Origin of the sequence: Metabacillus crassostreae, from assembly GCF_016908395.1 — a bacterium.
GTDB lineage: Bacteria > Bacillota > Bacilli > Bacillales > Bacillaceae > Metabacillus > Metabacillus crassostreae.
The window spans coordinates 35,039-56,506 of sequence record NZ_JAFBDU010000007.1 but is presented as its reverse complement, the minus strand read 5'-3'; the positions used below and the strand labels follow the sequence as shown (position 1 = coordinate 56,506).

General features: G+C 34.1%; 16 protein-coding genes. 1 reads left to right on the top strand and 15 read right to left on the bottom strand.

The genetic code is table 11. The features are described from left to right. Nucleotides 1–63: 63 nt before the first annotated feature. The 7 genes from pnpS to JOC75_RS17935 form a co-directional block, all read right to left on the bottom strand. Nucleotides 64–1,827, bottom strand: coding sequence for a two-component system histidine kinase PnpS (gene pnpS, locus JOC75_RS17965; RefSeq protein ID WP_204955394.1), 1,764 nt, complete (start codon nt 1,825–1,827; stop codon nt 64–66). After that, on the bottom strand, nt 1,820–2,542 hold the full coding sequence (locus JOC75_RS17960; protein WP_204955393.1) for a response regulator transcription factor: 723 nt from the start codon (nt 2,540–2,542) through the stop codon (nt 1,820–1,822). Before JOC75_RS17960 ends, pnpS begins: the two co-directional genes overlap by 8 nt. 251 nt (nt 2,543–2,793) lie before the next feature. Further along, nucleotides 2,794–3,270 carry a MaoC/PaaZ C-terminal domain-containing protein gene (locus tag JOC75_RS17955; RefSeq protein ID WP_204955392.1) on the bottom strand — a complete coding sequence of 159 codons (477 nt, stop codon included), beginning with the start codon at nt 3,268–3,270 and terminating at the stop codon, nt 2,794–2,796. Between the two features lie 269 nt (nt 3,271–3,539). Then, nucleotides 3,540–4,478: a malate dehydrogenase gene (mdh, locus tag JOC75_RS17950; protein WP_204955391.1), complete on the bottom strand. Its 939-nt coding sequence runs from the start codon at nt 4,476–4,478 to the stop codon at nt 3,540–3,542. Nucleotides 4,479–4,625: 147 nt separating this feature from the next. Further along, the gene (gene icd, locus JOC75_RS17945; protein WP_204955390.1) at nt 4,626–5,897 is read right to left on the bottom strand and encodes an NADP-dependent isocitrate dehydrogenase; all 1,272 of its coding nucleotides are present in this window, start codon (nt 5,895–5,897) and stop codon (nt 4,626–4,628) included. 292 nt (nt 5,898–6,189) lie between these two features. Beyond that, nucleotides 6,190–7,308: a citrate synthase gene (gene citZ, locus JOC75_RS17940; RefSeq protein WP_204955389.1), complete on the bottom strand. Its 1,119-nt coding sequence runs from the start codon at nt 7,306–7,308 to the stop codon at nt 6,190–6,192. 621 nt (nt 7,309–7,929) lie between these two features. After that, nucleotides 7,930–8,394: a DUF441 domain-containing protein gene (locus tag JOC75_RS17935; protein WP_204955388.1), complete on the bottom strand. Its 465-nt coding sequence runs from the start codon at nt 8,392–8,394 to the stop codon at nt 7,930–7,932. A 290-nt stretch (nt 8,395–8,684) separates the two neighbouring features. Between JOC75_RS17935 and ytvI the strand changes: the two genes are divergently transcribed. After that, nucleotides 8,685–9,803, top strand: coding sequence for a sporulation integral membrane protein YtvI (gene ytvI, locus JOC75_RS17930; RefSeq protein ID WP_204955387.1), 1,119 nt, complete (start codon nt 8,685–8,687; stop codon nt 9,801–9,803). A gap of 189 nt (nt 9,804–9,992) precedes the next feature. Here the strand turns inward: ytvI and JOC75_RS17925 are convergent, their stop codons facing one another. The 8 genes from JOC75_RS17925 to dnaE all read right to left on the bottom strand — a co-directional run bounded on the left by JOC75_RS17925 (nt 9,993) and on the right by dnaE (nt 21,389). Beyond that, nucleotides 9,993–10,379 carry an FxsA family protein gene (locus JOC75_RS17925; RefSeq protein WP_204955386.1) on the bottom strand — a complete coding sequence of 129 codons (387 nt, stop codon included), beginning with the start codon at nt 10,377–10,379 and terminating at the stop codon, nt 9,993–9,995. Between the two features lie 125 nt (nt 10,380–10,504). Then, complete coding sequence (pyk, locus tag JOC75_RS17920) at nt 10,505–12,265, bottom strand: pyruvate kinase (protein ID WP_204955385.1); 1,761 nt, start codon at nt 12,263–12,265, stop codon at nt 10,505–10,507. A 147-nt stretch (nt 12,266–12,412) separates the two neighbouring features. Beyond that, a complete protein-coding gene (gene pfkA, locus JOC75_RS17915) occupies nt 12,413–13,372 on the bottom strand; it encodes a 6-phosphofructokinase (protein ID WP_204955384.1) in 960 nt (319 codons plus the stop codon). 326 nt (nt 13,373–13,698) lie between these two features. Next, nucleotides 13,699–14,676 (bottom strand): acetyl-CoA carboxylase carboxyl transferase subunit alpha, encoded by a 978-nt coding sequence (gene accA, locus JOC75_RS17910; RefSeq protein WP_204955383.1) that lies wholly within the window; start codon nt 14,674–14,676, stop codon nt 13,699–13,701. Further along, entirely contained in the window at nt 14,670–15,539 is an 870-nt protein-coding gene (gene accD, locus JOC75_RS17905) for an acetyl-CoA carboxylase, carboxyltransferase subunit beta (RefSeq protein WP_204955382.1), read from the bottom strand. Before accD ends, accA begins: the two co-directional genes overlap by 7 nt. Before the next feature lie 200 nt (nt 15,540–15,739). Beyond that, nucleotides 15,740–16,369, bottom strand: coding sequence for a FadR/GntR family transcriptional regulator (locus tag JOC75_RS17900; protein ID WP_204955381.1), 630 nt, complete (start codon nt 16,367–16,369; stop codon nt 15,740–15,742). A 17-nt stretch (nt 16,370–16,386) separates the two neighbouring features. Then, on the bottom strand, nt 16,387–17,616 hold the full coding sequence (gene ystJ, locus JOC75_RS17895) for an NADP-dependent malic enzyme (RefSeq protein WP_146949301.1): 1,230 nt from the start codon (nt 17,614–17,616) through the stop codon (nt 16,387–16,389). Between the two features lie 407 nt (nt 17,617–18,023). Beyond that, a complete protein-coding gene (dnaE, locus tag JOC75_RS17890; RefSeq protein WP_204955380.1) occupies nt 18,024–21,389 on the bottom strand; it encodes a DNA polymerase III subunit alpha in 3,366 nt (1,121 codons plus the stop codon). Between the last annotated feature and the right edge of the window lie 79 nt (nt 21,390–21,468).

The window sequence follows — 21,468 nt, the reverse complement described above, 5'->3', positions numbered from 1 at the left end:
AATTGTAAATTATGTCGAAATAACCAGATTTATCCCTTTATCCTGTTTACATACAAAAAAAGATTATTTATCAATCCACTTTTTATATAATTTTACTGAAAAGGTCGTTCCTTCTCCAATTTTACTTTGTACACTTATTTGTCCTTTATGTGCTTCCACTAAGTGCTTAACAATTGCGAGCCCTAGACCTGTTCCTCCTGAGTTTCGGCTTCTTGCTCTGTCTACTCTGTAGAAACGCTCAAATATTCGCGGTATTTCTTCCGTACTAATCCCAATTCCGGTGTCTGATACAGTAATCATTGTATGTTCATCAAAATTTTCTAGAGTAACAGATACAGAGCCCTCCTTAGGAGTATAAGTTAACGCATTACTAATTAAATTAATAAAAATTTGTTTTAAACGATAGATATCTCCTTCGATAAAGACCAGGCCTTCCGGATAATGGATCGTTAAATTTACCTCTTTTTCTTTCGCTTTACCTTCCAACATAATTCTTATATCTTCTATAATCTCTTTTAAATCACAATTTTGAACAGACAATTGAAATCCTTGCTGTTCAATTTTAGATAAATCTAAAAGATCCTGGATAAGTGATTGTAAACGATCACTTTCTTTTAGTATGATTGATAAAAAGTATTCCGCAGTTTGTTTATCACTTAGTGCCCCATCTAATAGTGTTTCACTAAAGCCTTTAATTGAGGTAATTGGTGTTTTTAGTTCATGAGAAACATTTGCCACAAAATCTTTTCTCATCTGTTCTAATTTTTTCAACTCTGAGATATCATGGAAAACAAGGACAATTCCCTTCCATTCATCATTTGTCCCGATAATTGGCGCACCATAAACCTCAAAGTGCCTTCTTTCAATTGCCAGTGGCAAGTGGAGTTGTTTCCTAACCTTTACCTCAGTCATAAAAATTTCTTCAACAATCTCGATAATTTCATGATGTGTAAACGCATCATGATATAGTTGGTAAAGGAATTTTGCAGAATCTACATTAAATAATTCTTTATATGCAAGATTAACTAAATTGATATAACCTCTTCCATCTATTAAAATCAGTCCACTACCCATGTTTTCTATTAATGTCTGAAGACGATCTTGCTGCATTTCCTGTGCCCTTGTCATGTCTTGTAAATTTCTAGCAAGTATATTGATTGACTGGCTAAGCATTCCTGTTTCATCTAAATGATCTTCATATGTTCTTGCTTTATAATTACCTTTTGCAAGCTCCATTGCCACTTGGGTCGCAGATTCAATCGGGCGTGTAAATTGTGCTGTTATTCTAATACCTAATAATAAAATAATAATAAATGCTAACCCTAAACTTGCACCTAATATACCCCACATCTGTTGATTGACTCGAATTAACGAGTCTATAGATGAATTGATGATCAATACACCTTTATCAATACTTTGTTCATCTAGAGGGATACTATAATAAGCTATATTATTATTTTTATCTGTATAATAAAAAGCCTTGCCTTCATCTTTAATAAGCGGAAGTATTTCCTCTAACAAAAATTGATGGTCATGATTGGTGTTTTCTCCTTCATCCAATATCAATTTATCATTTTGATCAATAATCGTTATATGAGAATTGAAATTTTCACTTAGTTCAGCTACAAGGTTAGAAATTGACTCTCCAGATAATTGATCATCTAAATAAATTGATTTTGCTAACAAAGCTTCTTTTCTCAACTCATCTTTAAAAGAATTCATATAATAGCTATCAAAAATTTGCCCCAATAATAAACCTAATCCAACCAGAACGGCAATGATTAATGTCGTTAGAGCAAATAAAAACCTGGAACGAAACCTACTCATTCACCTTTGGCTCCTCTAATTTATAACCTAGACCACGAATTGTTTTAATATATAATGGTTTTTTTGTATTTCGTTCAATTTTCTCACGCAAATGACTTATATGTACATCAACTATCCTAGTGTCACCCGCAAAATCATAATTCCAAACAGCACTTAATAGCTGATCTCGTGTAAGGACACGACCTTTATGTTTGGCTAAATAGATAAGTAATTCAAATTCCTTTGGTGTTAAATCCAATCTTTCTTTAGAATAATAAGCCTCATAATGATCTGGTAACACCCTTAAATCACCTATTATCACTTGGTTTTCCTCATCATACTCTTTTGTTTCTTGTTGTTCTATCTGAGTTTGACTCCTTCTAAGTATGGCTTTTATTCTCGCAACTACTTCCCTAGGACTAAATGGCTTTGTCATATAGTCATCAGCACCTAATTCTAAACCAAGTACTTTGTCAAATTCATCATCTTTTGCTGTTAACATTAAAATAGGTACCATTATTTTCCTTTGACGAAGCTGTTTACAAACTTCTATTCCATCCATTTTCGGTAGCATTAAATCTAATACAAGTAAGTCAGGGTCTTCTTTCATGCACATTTGCAGGCCTTCTTCACCATCCAATGCTGTTATAACAGTATAACCCGCTTGTTCCAGATTATATTTTAGCAATGTTGAAATAGATTGTTCATCATCTACTACTAGTATTTTCTTACTCATATAAGCCTCCAAAGTATATATTTCCCTTCGAATGATCCAAGTTAATGATTAACTAAAACTTTTTCTCTCTATGTGTTATATCTATTCTAGCGAATTTTAGTGAAAAAGAGCAACTATTGGTTTCAAAAAAAATAGAAAGGTAGATTAAGGATTAATAAAAATGACTTCGGCTTTATTCCGAAGTCATTTAGTAGCTCTCTTTTATCAGAACTTTCTTATAAGATAATTCAGGGTTTAAACTACATTATACACTAGAAATTTTCTAGCGCTTTTCCTTCGATCGGAGTAACCTTACATGGGGGACATACGGTAATTTTCCCATCTAATACTTTCTCTTCATCAGCATTTACAGCCACAATCTGAACAATAATTTTATTTTCATCAATAAAAACTTCTGTCACTTCGAACATAAATTGAACAATACTATAATGATATATTGGTTTGAGGAATTCGATTTCTTGCTTTAAGATATGACTTCCCGGACCAGGTAGATATTTTGAGACAGCAGCTGTTATAATTCCAGTCAGCATAATACTAGGTACAAGTGGTTTTTCATAAGGAGTTTGTGATGCATAATCATGTTGAATATACAGGGGATTAGCATCATTTGTTAAACCAAGATATAACAGGATATCTTTATCTTCAATTTTCTCTGTTAATGATAGTTTTTCGCCAATAGTTATTTCTCCTATTTGTCTACCTAGCTTTCTTTTCTTTCCTAGAAGCATTAATATTCCACCTATCTTTTCTCTTAGGATAAAAATCTACTTCCTGCTACAATTACTATGGATGTATTTTATGTACAAAAAAGAAAATTGAGGTATTTCCCCCAACTTTCTTTAATATGGGCTATTTTCATTGGTTAATTTAAGAAAACAGCATTTTAGAAAATCTAGTGACTGCTTTTCTTCTTAAAGTGAACATATTATTTCTCACAGTTATCAGGCAAATATTTCTGAACGCTGAGCCTTACTATTTATAGTATATTCATCCTTTATTATGATAATACCTTCATAACATGTTTAACAGAATCAGCAGATTGTTGAAGAGCAGCTTTTTCTTCTTCTGTTAAATTCAATTCAATAATTTTTTCTATTCCATTGCCACCTAGAATTGTCGGCACACCAAGGTAAATACCATCAAAACCATATTCACCTTCTAAAAAAGCAATTGTTGGAAGAACCCTGCGTTGATCTTTTAGGATCGCTTCAACCATCTCTACTAGAGAAGCAGCGGGTGCATAATATGCACTTCCATTACCTAATAGATTAACGATTTCACCGCCACCTTTACGTGTCCTTTCTACAATAGCATCTAAACGATCTTTTGGAATAAGAGTCTCTAATGGTATTCCACCTGCATATGAGTAACGTACTAATGGGACCATATCATCACCATGACCACCTAACACAAAGCCTGTTATATCTTTAACAGATAAATTTAGTTCTTGTGCTACAAATGTACGGAATCTTGCTGAATCAAGTACACCAGATTGACCAATTACACGGTGCTTAGGAAAGCCTGATTCTTTATAAACAGTATAGGTCATTGCATCAACAGGATTGGTTAAAACAATAATTGTACAATCAGGTGAGTTTTTCACAATTTCCTTTGTGACACTTTTCATTATTCCAGCGTTAGTTGATACTAAATCATCACGGCTCATTCCAGGTTTTCTAGCAATACCCGCAGTTATAACCACAATATCTGAGTTAGCTGTATCTTCATAATTTGAAGTGCCCGTTATGTTTGCATCAAATCCTTGTATAGGACTTGCTTCTAACATATCTAGTGCTTTTCCCTTTGTAGGGTTTTCCATTTGAGGAATATCTACTAACACAACATCTGACAGTTCTTTTTGACCTAATAGAAATGCAGTGGTTGCTCCAGTGAAGCCTCCACCAATAACAGAAACCTTTTTACGTTTATTAGCCATATATAAACATCCCCTTAATATATGATTAAAATCCAAATAAAGGGGAACTACTTTAGGTCCCTAGAAGAATGTTTGCATTCAATCTACCTACCAAAAGAGCTCCCCTGCATCTTTAACGTTTACTAATAAAGCGTGTTTCTTTTCTTATTATCCCATGTTTTTAATTAGTTCATCAGCAAACTCAGAACATTTTACTTCTGTAGCTCCATCCATTAGACGAGCAAAGTCATAAGTTACAACTTTAGAAGCAATTGTTTTCTCAACAGACTTTGTAATTAGATCTGCCGCTTCAGTCCAACCTAAGTGTTCAAGCATAAGAACTCCTGAAAGAAGAACAGAAGATGGATTTACTTTATCAAGTCCAGCATATTTTGGTGCAGTACCATGTGTTGCTTCAAATATCGCATGACCTGTTTCATAGTTGATGTTTGCTCCAGGAGCAATACCGATTCCACCAACTTGTGCTGCTAAAGCATCAGAAATATAATCACCGTTTAAGTTCATCGTTGCAACAACATCAAATTCACGAGGACGTGTTAAGATTTGTTGTAAGAAGATATCGGCAATTGAATCTTTAATAATGATTTTCCCAGCTGCCTCTGCATCTGATTGTGCTTTGTTTGCAGCATCTTTACCTTCTTTTTCAACAATACGATCATACTCAGCCCATGTGAATACTTTATCACCGAATTCTTGTTCAGCAAGCTCATATCCCCAGTTTTTGAATGCACCTTCAGTAAATTTCATGATGTTTCCTTTATGAACAAGTGTTACTGATTTTCTTCCGTGCTCGATTGCATAGTTAATTGCTGCTCTTACAAGACGGCTTGTTCCTTCTTGAGATACAGGCTTAATTCCAATACCAGATGTTTCTGGGAAACGGATTTTATTAACACCTAGCTCGTTTTTTAAGAAGTTAATTAATTTTTCTACTTCCTCAGATCCTTTTGCATACTCAATACCAGCATAAATATCTTCAGTGTTTTCACGGAAGATAACCATGTCAGTATCTTCTGGACGCTTAACTGGAGAAGGTACTCCTTGGAAGTAACGAACAGGACGTAAGCAAGTAAATAAATCTAATTCTTGTCTAAGTGCAACATTCAATGAACGAATTCCACCACCGATTGGTGTTGTAAGAGGTCCTTTGATTGCAATTAAGTATTCACGAATAACATCTAGAGTTTCAGCAGGTAACCACTCACCAGTTTGGTTAAAAGCTTTTTCACCAGCTAGTACTTCTTTCCATACAATTTCCTTTTCACCATTGAATGCTTTTTGAACAGCTGCTTCTAATACACGTGAAGCCGCAGCCCAAATATCTGATCCAATTCCGTCACCTTCAATAAATGGGATAACTGGATTGTTTGGTACGTTAAGTACTCCGTTTGTAACTGAAATTTTTTCACCTTGTGTCAAATTAATTACCTCCCAAATTATGTACTTTCAATTATCTATTGTATCAATAGATCACTGAAATATTAAGTGTTGATGTTTTTATTTTTTAAAATTATGTTTTCTTCACTATTTTCTAAAAAACATTGTTTCTGTAAAGAAATTATAAGCTAGTCATGCACATGATCCATTTCGCTCATACATTCAAAAGCAATAATGTAAGAAAATAGTCTTTTATTTAGAATAAATATAACGAATGCGTAAATCAATCCTCCCTTAAAGCTGGGAGGATCCATAACTATAATAAGAACCTTTGTTAACTGCGTTGATCAACAGGTACATATACTTGTTTATCAGGACCAACATAATCCGCACGAGGACGAATTAAACGATTGTTGTCATATTGCTCTAGAATATGAGCTAACCACCCGGAAACACGACTTACAGCAAAGATAGGAGTAAATAAATCGTGATCTATACCTAAGCTGTGGTATACAGATGCAGAATAGAAATCAACATTTGGTGGTAATGGTTTTTGTGAAGTAACTAATTCCTCAACCTTCATTGACATTTCATACCATTTTGGTTCACCAGTTAATTTAGTTAGTTTTTCAGACATAGCTCTTAAATGCTTAGCTCTAGGATCACCTTGACGGTATACACGATGACCGAATCCCATGATCTTTTCTTTATTAGCTAGTTTTTCATTAATATAGCTTTCAGCGTTTTCAACTTCACCAATTTCAGCAAGCATCTTCATTACAGCTTCGTTAGCTCCACCATGTAATGGTCCTTTTAAAGCTCCAATAGCAGCAGTAACTCCAGAATAAACATCTGAAAGTGTAGCCACACATACTCTAGCTGTAAATGTAGAAGCATTTAATTCATGATCGGCATGTAAAACCAGAGCCTTGTTGAATGCTTCAATAGCTACTTCATCAGGCTCTTGACCAGATAAAGTATATAAGAAATTAGCAGCCATCGTTAAATCAGTTCTTGGTTCAATTGGCTCTAACCCTTTACGAATACGAGCGAAGGATGTTACAACAATTGGAAGCTGTGCTTGTAGACGGATTGCTTTTCTGTAATTAGCTTCTGTATCCATCACATCTGCTTCTTCATCAAATAAGCCAAGTAAAGATACAGCTGTTCGAAGAGCTGCCATTGGGTGCACACTATTGATAGGATATGTTCTGAAGTGGTCAATAACTTGCTGTGGAATTTTTGCATTCTCCGCAAGTTGTTTCTTAATTTCATTTAATTGATCTGCATTTGGAAGCTTTCTGTGCCATAGTAAATAGACTACTTCCTCAAAGCTAGCGTTTTCTGCTAAATCATCAATGTTATAACCCGCATATGTTAAAGTATCATCAATGATTGAACTAACAGATGAAGTAGTCGCTACGATTCCTTCAAGACCGCGTGTTGCTGTCATATAAATCTCTCCTTTACCTTTTATTCCCCATTTTTTCATCAAAAAGTTTAAAGAAATAACTATGAAAACATATATATTATGGCTTTTTCATAGTTTTCATATGTAAAAGATACTCGATCCTTATTTGAGCATGGGAATTTAATCAAGTATAAATACCCAAATGCTCTTTCCTTTAAACTTTAAGACGATTGAGCGCTTGCTCACATGCAAGCAAAGAAAAAAGTAAATGCTTACATTTTTAACTTAAAAAATAGACACAATGAACAACTTTCAGTGTGACCTATCAAACTCACTCTAACCCGCATTACAAGCAGATTTTTATGTACCTATTCACTTGTACTTTTTTTCTTAATTAGCCAGGGGATTAGTATTTTGTAGGCACTGATTTTTTTGAACCTATATCTATTATAAACAATTATCAGACTTTTGTGAATGAAAACAACTCAAACAACAAAAAAATTTGTTAGAAAAATGTTTTTTAAGATATTTGGTTCACAAATCAACCCTACTGATATAACCATACCATAAATTTGTTATATTAGTGTACATTTTAGGAAATCCACATAATCCAAATAACGGAAATAACTTCTCATTTATAAAATTCACTGTGATTAAATTGTTTTATGAGCTGAAAAATTTCACAATTTGCATAGCCATATAAGCGATCCCTGCTCCGATTAGTGGTCCCACAGCAACACCATTAAACAATGAAACAGCCAAAATTGTCCCTAAAACAAGTGCTGCTGTTATATGTGGATCCTCTGCTAACAGAGTTATTCCATTTTTCGCTATTAATGCAACTGCTATTCCAGAAGCTAAAGCAATCCATGCATATGTTGATTTCAGTGCCTCACCAAGCTGTTTAAATCCAATATCTCCTGTTGCAATAGGAACTAAGACAGCAATTGTTATAATCGTTACCCCCCAATTAATACCTTTCGCACCAACAGTTGGCAATATTTTAGTATCTAAGCCAATTAATTTAATGATCATTAAAAAGGAGGTTGCGATTATTAATGCCTGATTTTTAGCTATTAATCCTATCCCTAATAAAATGAACAAAAATAAAAAAGATTGGTTAAACATGAAGGATATCCTCCTATGAAATCTGTGTTGTTAAATTACTGTACGAATTAAATCTATAAATGCGTTCAATTCAACTAGTATAAACAAGCTTTATTTGTAATAAACATCCTATATGGACTAGACTTTTTAGCATTTACTTTTATGCTTTTCGTATTCATGCTCATAAATAACGGGTGATGAAAATAATCCTCGACTAAAGATTGCTTGCTTAGGTCATAGAAATTTTTGAAAGTTTGGTATTTATTATCAAGACTGATCACTGATCACCAATAATGAACGGGGGGAACAATTTGAATTTGGATTATATATATAGTTCATTGCGACTTCTCCTTATTTTAGGAGTTGTTTGCCTTAGCCTTATTATTAGCTTTTATCTTTCTACCTTAATTTACCCTTTTATTATCGCCATTTTGATCGCCATGCTCATAAATCCATTTGTCAACTTTCTAGAGAATAAGGTGAGAGTTCCAAGAGGAATAGCTGTTGTTTTAGCTATCATTTTATTAATTGGAGTAATAGCAGGAGCACTTATTCTATTGGTAGCTGAAATTCTAACTGGCACAACTTACTTAGCAAAAGTACTACCAGGTCATTTAGATTTGTTAGCTGTTTATATTGAAACCTTTTTTGTAACAAAAATCATGCCTTTATATAATCAGCTTACATATTTTTTTAATACTCTTGGATCAAATCAACAACATTCAATTATAGTCAACATACAAAGTATTGGCGAGCAGGTTGCCTCAAGTGCTGGAACTTTCATAAAGGACTTTTTAGAAAAAATACCTGTCATGATCAGCTTCCTTCCAAATGCCGCTACCGTTATCATTTTCTCATTACTTGCTACCTTTTTTATAAGTAAAGATTGGTATAAATTTAAAGCTACATTATCTGTACTTTTGCCACAAAGAGCTAGAAACAGTGGTAAAACAATTTTTGATGAATTAAGAAAAGCACTTATTGGATTTATTCGTGCTCAAGCGACGCTTATTTCGATAACTACAATTATTGTTCTAATCGGTCTACTTGTTCTTAGAGTTGAATACGCAATAACAATTGCTTTGTTAATTGGGCTAGTTGATATACTTCCCTACCTAGGAACCGGACTTGTTTTCATTCCTTGGATTATATATTTATCATTTAGTGGCAGTATTCCACTTGCAATCGGAATCAGTACTTTATATATCATTGTAATGGTTCAAAGACAAATATCAGAACCAAAAATACTTTCTTCGACAATAGGTCTAGATCCACTTGCAACACTTATTTCGCTTTTTGTTGGATACAAGCTATTAGGATTTCTAGGGTTAATTGCAGGCCCTGTTGTATTAGTTATCATTAAAACTCTACACAGAGCAGGAGTATATGAGGATGTTTGGAAGTTTGTAATTGGTGGTCATCAAAAATAAAGTAACCTAAAGCTTTAATGAATTGCGCCTAAAAAACTCATGAATTTGAAAATATGTTGATTGCAGTATTTACAAAAACACATCAGGATCTCTTACCTCTGCTAAAGAAGCAAGTCTCATACTGCAATCAACACTTTTAGGGAGCAAAAGCCCTCATTGAGTTTTAGTCTTAAATTGGTAAGTTACTTTCTATCGAATTATGGTTATTTGATTTTTATCAATCATCTTTTTAATCATTGTTAATATCAATGGTTTTATTTTATTTCGAGTGATTGGTATTAGTAAAAGAAAACCAACTGTATCTGTGATAAAGCCTGGTGTTAGTAATAGTAATCCCCCAACTAAAATACAAAGACCATCAATTATTGCCACACCTGGAACTTGACCATATTGCATTTGTTGTTGTGCATTTCTTAATGTTTCTACTCCCTGTTGCTTAGCAAGCCATGCCCCGATAACTCCAGTTAAGATAATTAACAAAACTGTTGCTATAGCACCTATAGTTCTGCCAGAAAGAATTAGAACACCTATCTCTATTGCGGGTATGATGATGATTAAAAGCATTAATAATCTCATGTGTTCACCTCTTAATTTTCTCTTGAAGCTCCCTACCATTCTATTTCATTATAGCAAAAAAGAGAAGGAATATCCCTTCTCTTTAGCTAACTACAAGTAGTTATTATATCTTCATACACAAAATTTTAAAGTACGCTTGCATGTCCTTGGTAAATTACACCTCTAACAGCATCTACAGTTATATCTTGACCATCCTTCAATGATGATGTTGCATTTTCAACACCAACAATAACAGGAATTCCTAAGCTTAAGCCAACAACTGCTGCATGGCTAGTTAATCCGCCTTCTTCAGTAATTAATGCAGAAGCTTGCTCAAGTGCTTTCATCATATCACGGTCAGTTCCTTGAGCAACAAGAATTGCACCTGGTTTCATTTTATCTTGAGCTTCCTGAGCAGTGCTCGCAACAACTACTTTACCAAATGCAGACTTTCTACCAATACCTTGTCCTTTGGCAATAACATCACCAATAACATGAACTTTCATTAAGTTTGTTGTACCAGCTTCTGCAACTGGCACACCAGCTGTAATGACTACTAAATCACCATGAGTAACAAAGCCGCTATTGATTGCTTCAATTACCGAGTGGTCAAGCATTTCATCTGTAGTTGTTGAATGATTACCACTTCTAGGGTAAACTCCCCAAACTAAAGCAAGCTTGCGTGAAATAGATTCAGAAACAGTAACTGCAACAATTGGTGCTTTAGGACGATATTTTGAAATCATTCTTGCAGTATGTCCACTCTCTGTAGGAGTAACGATTGCTGCAACACCTAAATTTAAAGCAGTATATGCTGTAGATTGTCCAATTGCATCAGTAATCGTAGTACCTACCTGTGTACTACGTTTTGAAAGAATTTGTTTATAATCTAATGCTTGCTCAGCTCTTGAAGCGATATTATGCATTGTCTTAACTGCTTCAACAGGATATGTTCCAGCAGCTGTTTCACCAGATAGCATAATAGCATCTGTTCCATCAAAGATTGCATTTGCTACATCACTAGCTTCTGCACGAGTCGGTCTTGGGTTACGTTGCATACTATCAAGCATTTGAGTTGCTGTTATAACAGGCTTACCTAAAGCATTACACTTACGGATTAATTCTTTTTGAACTAATGGTACTTCTTCTGCTGGAATTTCAACCCCTAGATCTCCACGAGCAACCATCAAACCGTCAGATACTTCAAGAATTTCATCGATATTATCTACACCTTCTTGGTTCTCAATTTTAGGAATGATTTGAATATGACCTGCATTATGCTCTTCAAGTAATTCACGAATTTCAAGAACATCTGATGCACGTCTAACAAATGAGGCAGCAATAAAGTCTACATCTTGTTCAATACCAAAGACAATATCTCTAGCATCTTTCTCTGTAATTCCTGGAAGCTTAACACTTACACCAGGTACGTTAACACCTTTTTTATTCTTTAAAGTCCCACTATTATTAATTTTCGTCTTAATTTCACCTTTTGATTGATCAAGACCAATCACTTCAAGCTCAATTAGACCATCATCTAACAAGATAGTAGAACCCACGTGTACATCATCAATTAAACCTTCATATGTAACGGAGAATTTTTCTGTTGTTCCCACAACTTCTTCCATAGAAACAATAATTTCATTACCTACTTCAAGTTCAATTGCGCCATTTTCCATTGTGTTTGTACGAATTTCTGGACCTTTCGTATCTAAAAGAATCGCTACATTTTTATTTAATTTAACAGAAGCTTCTCTAATATTTTTAATTCTAGCACCATGTTCTTCGAAATCACCATGAGAAAAGTTCAAACGAGCAACATTCATACCAGCTTCCATTAATTCTGATAACTTATCAATATTCTCACTTGCCGGGCCAATCGTACATACTATTTTCGTTTTACGCATTTACAATTTCCTCCTACCATCTAGTGGTTTAGAGACCAGCATATGTTAAAACATAAAGCTAGTCTCAATTTTTCTCTATCATTCATTGCTTTACTTGTACTTCACATATATTTTTCATCTTTTGTGAAAACGATACCACCCAAACTATTAGATGGATAACTCTTTAGATAATTGATACATATTTTCATCAATTGTATGTGGTTGATCTAAAATTTCCAAAATATCATGATGAACAAGCTCATTTTTTTGAATACCAACACAGCGTCCACCCGTTCCTTCAAGAAGTAACTCCACTGCATATGCACCAAGTCTACTTGCTAAAACACGGTCAAAAGCAGTTGGCGAGCCTCCACGCTGAACATGACCTAGTACAGAAACGCGTGTTTCAAATGATGTAGCTTCTTCAACTTGCTTAGCGATATCAACTCCACTTCCAACACCTTCAGCGACAACAATTATGCTATGTTTCTTTCCTCTTTCATGACCTCTTTTAAGACGAGTGATAATACTGTCCATATCATACTCAGCTTCTGGAATTAAGATTGTTTCAGCACCACCAGCTAATCCAGACCAAAGAGCAATATCACCTGCATGTCTTCCCATTACCTCAATTACATATGTACGTTCATGTGATGTTGCTGTATCACGAATTTTATCAATTGCATCGATTACTGTGTTGAGAGCTGTATCAAAACCAATTGTAAAATCTGTTCCAGGTATATCATTATCTATTGTTCCTGGGACACCAACACATGGAAAACCATGTTCTGTTAGTTTTTTCGCTCCCATATAAGAGCCATCTCCACCTATGACAACTAACCCTTCAATTCCATGCTTTTTTAATTGTTCAATACCCTTCATTCGTCCCTCAACTGTTTTAAATTCAGGACATCTAGCAGTGTACAATTTTGTACCTCCACGATGAATAATATCTCCAACAGATCCTAATTCTAATTTCTCAATCTGTCCGTTAATTAATCCAGAATAGCCGTGGTAGATACCATAGATTTCTACATTATGATAAATTGCTTTACGTACAACTGCACGAACAGCTGCATTCATACCAGGTGAGTCTCCTCCACTAGTTAGGACACCTATTTTTTTCAACTTACTTCACCCCACTATAATTAAATGGCAATTGTTATCTATAACAAAAATACCATGAATACATAGTTATCACAACAATTGCCAAATTCAAATACTCACTTTTTGTCGAATAACCTTTTAATGAACCTTTTTCATTATACAATAAATTATCTACTGTGTTTATTGAATTATGTAATTTTATAAAATAATTGTTGTATTACCTATTACAAATCACATTTATTAGATTCAGCAAATAGATAGTTAAATAACTTAGATAATTCTTTTCCCTATTTCAATCCAGGTTCATACCGAAAAGAAAACGTGGACCTAGTGGCCTCACGTTTTATCTATTTTACCCCAAGTAAATCATCCGCAAACGATACTTGACCTATTCTTTTATATTTTTCATAGCGGTGTTGCTTTAATTCTTCCCCAGTCATAACTGATAATGATTTAAGGGAATCAGCAAGAACTGTCTCAATATTTTTTGCTTGAACTAATAGATCTTTATGTGCTCCGCCTTTTACCTCTGGTATGATTTCATCGACTACACCAAGTTCTTTTAAGTCTGGAGCTGTTATTTTCATTGTTTCAGCAGCTTTTTTTGCTAAGCTTGAATCCTTCCATAACAATGCAGCAGCACCTTCTGGAGAGATAACAGAGTAAGTAGAATTTTCTAGCATATGAATGTAATTGCCGACACCTAATGCTAAAGCTCCACCACTACCACCTTCACCAATGACAACACATATTACCGGTACTGATAAGCCAGCCATTTCGAATAGATTCTTGGCAATAGCTTCACTTTGTCCACGCTCTTCAGCTGCTTTACCTGGGTATGCTCCTTTAGTATCGATAAAACAAATGATTGGTCGATTAAATTTATCTGCTTGTTTCATTAATCTTAGTGCCTTTCGATATCCTTCTGGATGTGGCATACCGAAGTTTCTGCGAATATTTTCTTTTGTATCTTTTCCGCGCTGATGACCAATTACTGTTACTGGCATACCATTAAATTTTGCAATTCCACTTACAATTGCATCATCATCACCATAATAACGGTCACCATGACATTCAAGAAAGTTCGTAAAAATATGTTCGATATAGTCCAGTGTTGTAGGTCTACTTGGATGACGAGCAATTTGAACTCGATCCCATGGTTTAATGTTTGTATAGATCTCACCTTCTAAAAACTCTAATCTCGCTTCTAGTTTTTCTATTTCTGAAGAAAGATCCACATCTGATTGACTAGTAAACTCTTTTAACTCGCTAATCTTTTTTCTAAGCTCCACAACAGGCTTTTCAAATTCCAACTCTCCTACCAAGTTAACTCACCTCCTGGCTGATGAATATCAAGGATGTTTCCTAGTGTTTCCTTGAGATCCTTTCGATGAATAACAGCATCTAACTGACCATGTTTAAGTAAAAATTCAGCAGTTTGAAAGTCTTCTGGTAGATCTTCACGAATTGTTTGTTCAATGATTCTTCTACCAGCAAACCCAATAAGTGCACCAGGCTCTGCAAAATTATAATCACCTAAAGATGCAAAACTCGCTGAAACTCCACCTGTTGTTGGATGAGTCATAACTGAAATAATCAATCCTCTATTGTCACTAAAATGCTTTAAAGCTGAACTAGTTTTTGCCATCTGCATTAAACTTAACACACCCTCTTGCATTCTAGCTCCACCTGAGGCTGTTAAAATAATAAATGGTAAACCTTGTTCGTTCGCTTTCTCAATCGCTCTCGTTATTTTTTCGCCTACTACAGAACCCATGCTCCCCATTCTAAAGCTAGCATCCATAATAGCTACCGTTGTTTTAAATCCATTAATCATACCTTCACCAGTTACAACAGCTTCATTCTGCTTAGTTTTCTTACGATCCTTTTCTAGCTTTTCTTCATAACCTGGGAAATTTAATGGGTTTTCTGACATCATTTCTTTATCATATTCTACAAAGGTATTTTCATCAAACAAGCTACTAATTCTTTCCTTAGCGTTCATTTGATGATGATAGCCACAATTCATACAAACCTTTAAGTTTTTAGTTAATTCTTTTGTATACATAATTTTTTTACAGCTTGAACATTTCAAGACAATACCTTCAGGAACATCTTGCTTTGCTTGCTCAGAAGGAATTGAAGCATACTTTTTTTTCTTTGGTTTTGAAAATAAATCTTTGAGCAAAACAGTACCTCCCTTATTAATGTTTCTCTATTAAAACATTTAATATCTAGTTTTTTACTTTGGGTCAATTGAATTTTTGTGGTTATCCATTACAGGCATTCACTTTTCCACAATCTCCAAGTGATTGACATACACATAGAGCTATATATATCCTACTTTAAAGAATTATTAGCTTGTATGGTGTTGAAAATTGTCATCATCTATTCGACATTTTCTTCAAGAGCTAACATTTGGTAGGCTTTCATTGTTTTTTCTGGATTTTTAATTAATAAAGCATTTACTAGATTTTCAAACGATTCCTTTGGATATGTATCTACTTTATTACCCTTTGCAACAAAATGAACATATTCATTGAGAACTCTCCATATTCGAGAAAGCAAATGATTATTAGCTATTAAAACAATGTTATTCATAAATTCATACCTGGTGATCATACTATTTTCTTCTAATTTTCGTACTAGCTGCTTAAGAGCTTCCTCATGATTTGTGTTTAATATTAAGTTTAACGCACTATGCTCAAGAATAGTATTCATCTCAAAAATATCATCAATTGCCTTCGAATCTTCTAAAATAAATGTACCAAGTATTTCAATAAGGTTATGTTCTCTAAAATCTTTAAGAAACGTACCTTCGCCTCTTCTTGTTTCTATCATACCTAGCAATTCTAGAGCTCTTAATGCTTCTCTAACAGATGATCTGCCTACTTTAAGCTTTTCTGCAAACTCTCTTTCAGAAGGAATTTTATCTCCATAAGAAAGCTGTTTCTCAGAAATATATGCTTTTATATGGCGAAGGATTTCAATATAAACTTTCGATTGTGCAGTTGTCAAAGACATATCACTCACTTTTATTCGATTATGGCAAGTTTCCTTGTTTTTTCCGCAACTTCCTCAGGATCAACATTGATTCTAGCCACTCCAGTTTCCATTGCTGCTTTAGCAACAGCAGATGCAACTGCCGGTGCGACGCGAGGATCAAATGGAGCTGGGATAACATATTCAGGATTCAAATCATCCTCTGAAATTAATGATGCAATCGCCTCTACAGCAGCAATCTTCATTTGTTCGTTAATATGAGTCGCTCTAACATCCAAAGCACCTCTAAAAATACCAGGAAACGCTAGTACATTGTTTACTTGGTTAGGAAAATCTGATCTTCCGGTACCAATTACCATTGCACCGGCTGATTTTGCGTCCTCAGGCATAATTTCAGGTACTGGATTTGCCATAGCAAAGATAATAGGACCACTATTCATAGATTTAACCATTTCTGCTGTTAATGCCCCTTCAACTGAGACACCAATAAAAACATCTGCACCTGTAAGCACCTCAGAAAGAGAGCCTTCAACTTGATCTCGATTGGTGTATTTAGCTACTTCTGCCTTCACATCATTCATTCCATATGGTCTGTTTTCGTAAATGGCCCCTTTTGAATCACACATAATGATATCTCTGACACCATAGCGATATAGTAATTTAATAATGGCAATTCCGGCAGCACCAGCTCCATTTGCTACAACTCGAATTTTCCCCATGCTTTTTCCTACAATTTTTAATGCATTAACAAGTCCAGCGACCGTTACGATTGCTGTACCATGTTGATCATCATGAAAAATAGGAATATTCGTTTCTTTTTTCAAGCGTTCCTCAATAACGAAGCAATTAGGTGCTGCAATATCTTCTAAATTAACTCCACCAAAGTTCGGCTCTAAGAGCTTCACTGTGTTAATGATTGTATCAATATCAGTTGTATTTAAACAAATTGGAAAAGCGTCAACACCTGCAAAGCTCTTAAATAACACAGCTTTGCCTTCCATTACGGGAAGTGCTGCTTCAGGACCAATATTACCAAGACCTAAAACTGCTGTACCATCAGAAACTACCGCAACCATATTGCCCTTCATTGTATAATCGTAAACTTTATTTTTATCATCATAAATATCTTTACAAGGCTCTGCCACACCAGGTGAATAGGCAAGACTTAAATCATGTGCATTTCTTACCGGTATTTTTGATTTTGTTTCTAGTTTACCTTTATGAACTCTATGGATATGTAAGGCTTCTTCTCGTAATGACATTTTTAACACTCCCCTTGTTATCGTCCACTTTTCTTCGTCTAATTAACGTAATTAGCAGCAAAAATTATGAGTTTGATATAAACAAGAAATAATGACAGGTTGTTTCCGTGCCATATTCGTTGTTTGTTTGGTAAACAGCAATATGAAAAAACGAAAAGAACCTTGTTAAGGCTTAGCATTTTTGTTATAAGACATTTAAATATATTAGGAATTGAGTTCAAATCCTTATATTACAATAATGCTTATTACATAGAAAAAAGATGTTATTTTTCCAATGAGCTGCTAGGCACTTATATAAAAAAGTGGTCAGACCACTCTTGATCATTACTAAATGATAACATAATTCAGTCGTTTGTAAAGAATATATTACCTTATTACTTTTCTTAGCTGGTCAATATATGTCCCTATTATACCTTTTGCAGAACAACATTTTCTTTTCCAAGTATTTTCACTAAACCCTTCAAACATTCTTCTGATGGTGAGATGGAAAATTCACTAGGAAGTTTAACTGTTACTTTTTCTTTACCGTAATATACAAAAACGGGTGATTTACCGTGATAATTTTTCAAATGTGTTTTCACTTCAAGTAGTTTTTGTTGATCAATTGAATCTTTGTCTATTTTTATAAAGAGCTTTGCTTTTGGTTCTTCTGTTTTTATTTCCTCAACAGCAATCATTTGATTGACGATAAACTGAAGTCGATCGTCACGTGTTTCCACCTTTCCTTCAAACAGAAAAATATGATTTAGTTTGAGCTCCTCACTATGTTTCATATACACTTGTGGAAATAACACTGCATCTACATCACCTGTTTCGTCTCCTATCATGATAAATGCCATGTTATCGCCTTTTTTCGTCCTTATTGTTCGACTACTTACTATCATTGCTCCAACTGAGACCTTTTTATCAAGTTTTGAGGGTAAATCCGAAATATTTACTGCCCCCGATAAACCAAATGTAGGACGATACATTTCAACAGGATGACTCGAAAAATAAAATCCTAAAGCTTCTTTTTCAAACTTTAATTTTTCTTCTATTTTAAATGGATCAACTTCAATATATTTCGGCTTTAACATAAATTCATCCTCTAAAAACAAGTCAAATTGATTATCATCAGCTGGTTTCATTAGCTCAGCATGTTCGATTGCAACATCTAAGCTTGCTAATAACGTTGCTCGATCTTCTTCAAATTCATCCATTGCACCAGCAAAAATTAATTGCTCCATTGTTCGTCTCGTAACAATTTTCATTGAAACTCGAATACAAAAATCAAATAAATCTGTGAAGCGTTTTTGCCTTCTTGCATGAAATATTTCTTTAATAGCAGATATACCGACATTTTTAATTGCTGTTAAGCTAAATCGGATACAATTACCTTCGACAGAAAATCGATATTCACTTTTATTTATTGAAGGAGGTAGAATAGTTAATTCCTTTTGTTTAGCTTCTCTGACATATTGTGTAACTTTGTCTTCATTTCCACTTACACTTGTTAATAATGCTGCAATAAAATAGATGGGATAATTGGCTTTTAGGTAAGCTAATTGATAGGAAATCATACTGTAAGCAACAGCATGGCTTCTATTAAATCCATAATTAGCAAACTTGACTATTAAATCATAAATAGCATTCCCTACCTGCTCACTATATCCATTCTTCATACAACCTGTTACAAAATGGACTCTCTCTTTATCTAGAATTTCTTTTTTCTTTTTTCCCACTGCTCTCCTTAATAAATCTGCTTCACCTAAAGAAAAACCTGCAATTGTAGAAGCTAATTCCATAATCTGCTCTTGATAAACAATTACACCATAGGTATTTCGTAAAATAGGCTCCAGTGCAGGATGAATAAGATCAATTTCACTTCTTTTATGCTTACGATCTATGTAAATTGGAATATTCTCCATTGGACCAGGTCGATACAATGCATTAACTGCTACAATATCTTCAAGATTGGTGGGTTTAAGACGCTTTAAAACACTTCTCATTCCCTCTGATTCAAGCTGAAATATACCAGTTGTATCACCATTTGCTAAAAGTTCAAATGTTTTTTCATCTTGGTAAGGTATGTTTGTTAAGTTTACAACCTGTCTTTCTCCACGTTGTATTGATTTTGTTATGTTTTCAATTAATGATAAATTTCTCAATCCTAAGAAATCCATTTTTAATAATCCTAGTTCTTCTAAGAAATCCATTGAAAACTGCGTTAAATAAACATCTGTTTGACCTTCTTGGATTGGTACAATACTTGTTAATGGCTGATCACTTAAGACAACTCCTGCTGCATGTGTTGAAGTATGTCTTGGTAAGCCTTCAACCTTCATGGCTGTATCGATAATCTTATGAAAGAATGAATCTGATTTCATAAGTTTTGTTAATGCTTGAGATTCTTTTAGTGCATCTGAAAGTGATATTCCAGGACGAGAAGGTACTAATTTTGAAAGAATATCGGTGTCCTTCGGTGAAGCTCCCAGTACTCTGCCAACATCTCTTATAGCTGCTCTTGCCCCTAATGTACCAAATGTAATAATTTGTGCCACATGCATTTTTCCGTACTTTTTTGCTACATAGGCAATTACTTCGTCTCTTCTTGTGTCAGGAAAGTCAATATCTATATCAGGCATTGTAATTCGTTCAGGATTTAAAAATCGTTCAAATAACAATTTATGTTTTATAGGATCTACATTTGTAATATTAAGAACATAAGACACAAGTGAACCAGCTGCTGATCCACGCCCAGGTCCTGTAAGGATATTATGTTCATGAGCATATTTCATAAAATCCCAAACAATCAAAAAGTAGTCACTAAATTTCATTTTTTTTATTACTTCTAATTCATATGACAACCTTTTTTTATAAACGAAATCATCTCCACAATTTTTCTCTGCCAACCCTTTCAGACATAATTCTGTTAAGAATTCATCAGCATTTTGTTTAGTAGATGTCGGAAATTTTGGTAAACGGGAAATACCTAATTCAAGGTTAACTTCACAACGATTAGCGATAAGAATCGTATTTTCAAGCGCCTCAGGATATTGTTCAAAGATGCTAGCCATTTCCTTAGCAGACTTTAGATTATTTTCATATGAATAATCTAGTTCATAAAGATCTTCTGAAAGCTTTTCATTATTCTTAATCGCTAATAAACATTGTTGAGCTATAGAATCTTCTTTTTCTACATAAGAAACATCATTTGTAGCAACTACTGGCACCCCTATTTTCTTGCTTAAAGAAACCGTCTCACTGGTAAAATCATCATTATGATTACTAGATTTTTGTAATCCTAAGTAAAATGAATTTTCACCAAAAATAGCTTTATATTTTTGTATCACTTCAATCATTTTTTCATCTGTTTCTTCATTTTGATATTTTTCTACAAGTCCTTCATTTTTGGGACTTATTGCAATTAGTCCTTCACTATAACTTTTTAACCATCTTTCAGGAAGACCTTCAACAGATTTTGTTTGAAGAGCACTACTTATTTTAATTAAATTTCTGTAACCCTTATTATTCTCGGCTAACAATACTAAGACTGTTGTTTGTTGTGCTTCGCTTGATTCATCTAAAACTTTAATTGTTAATCCTATAATTGGCTTAATTCCATTTTTTAGGCATAATTTATAAAACGGAACTGTTCCATACATTACTTGAAAATCTGTTAATGCCAATGCTTTAAAATTAAGGTCCTTCGCCTTGCTAACAAGTTTATCGAGTCTAACAGAGCTTGTTAGAAGACTATATGCGCTTTTCACTTGAAGATGTACAAAAGGCAAAAGTCCCCCCCCTTTCCAATTTTACTTCATCATTTATATAAACGTACTGTGCGTAGAATTTGTGTTCTAAGTATTACAA

Excerpts from the sequence above, each read along its gene's own strand:
- pnpS (WP_204955394.1), bottom strand. The coding sequence starts at position 1,827 with ATGAGTAGGTTTCGTTCCAGGTTTTTATTTGCTCTAACGACATTAATC.
- JOC75_RS17960 (WP_204955393.1), bottom strand. The coding sequence starts at position 2,542 with ATGAGTAAGAAAATACTAGTAGTAGATGATGAACAATCTATTTCAACA.
- JOC75_RS17955 (WP_204955392.1), bottom strand. The coding sequence starts at position 3,270 with ATGCTTCTAGGAAAGAAAAGAAAGCTAGGTAGACAAATAGGAGAAATA.
- mdh (WP_204955391.1), bottom strand. The coding sequence starts at position 4,478 with ATGGCTAATAAACGTAAAAAGGTTTCTGTTATTGGTGGAGGCTTCACT.
- citZ (WP_204955389.1), bottom strand. The coding sequence starts at position 7,308 with ATGACAGCAACACGCGGTCTTGAAGGAATCGTAGCGACTACTTCATCT.
- JOC75_RS17935 (WP_204955388.1), bottom strand. The coding sequence starts at position 8,394 with ATGTTTAACCAATCTTTTTTATTTTTGTTCATTTTATTAGGGATAGGA.
- JOC75_RS17925 (WP_204955386.1), bottom strand. The coding sequence starts at position 10,379 with ATGAGATTATTAATGCTTTTAATCATCATCATACCCGCAATAGAGATA.
- pyk (WP_204955385.1), bottom strand. The coding sequence starts at position 12,265 with ATGCGTAAAACGAAAATAGTATGTACGATTGGCCCGGCAAGTGAGAAT.
- ystJ (WP_146949301.1), bottom strand. The coding sequence starts at position 17,616 with ATGTCATTACGAGAAGAAGCCTTACATATCCATAGAGTTCATAAAGGT.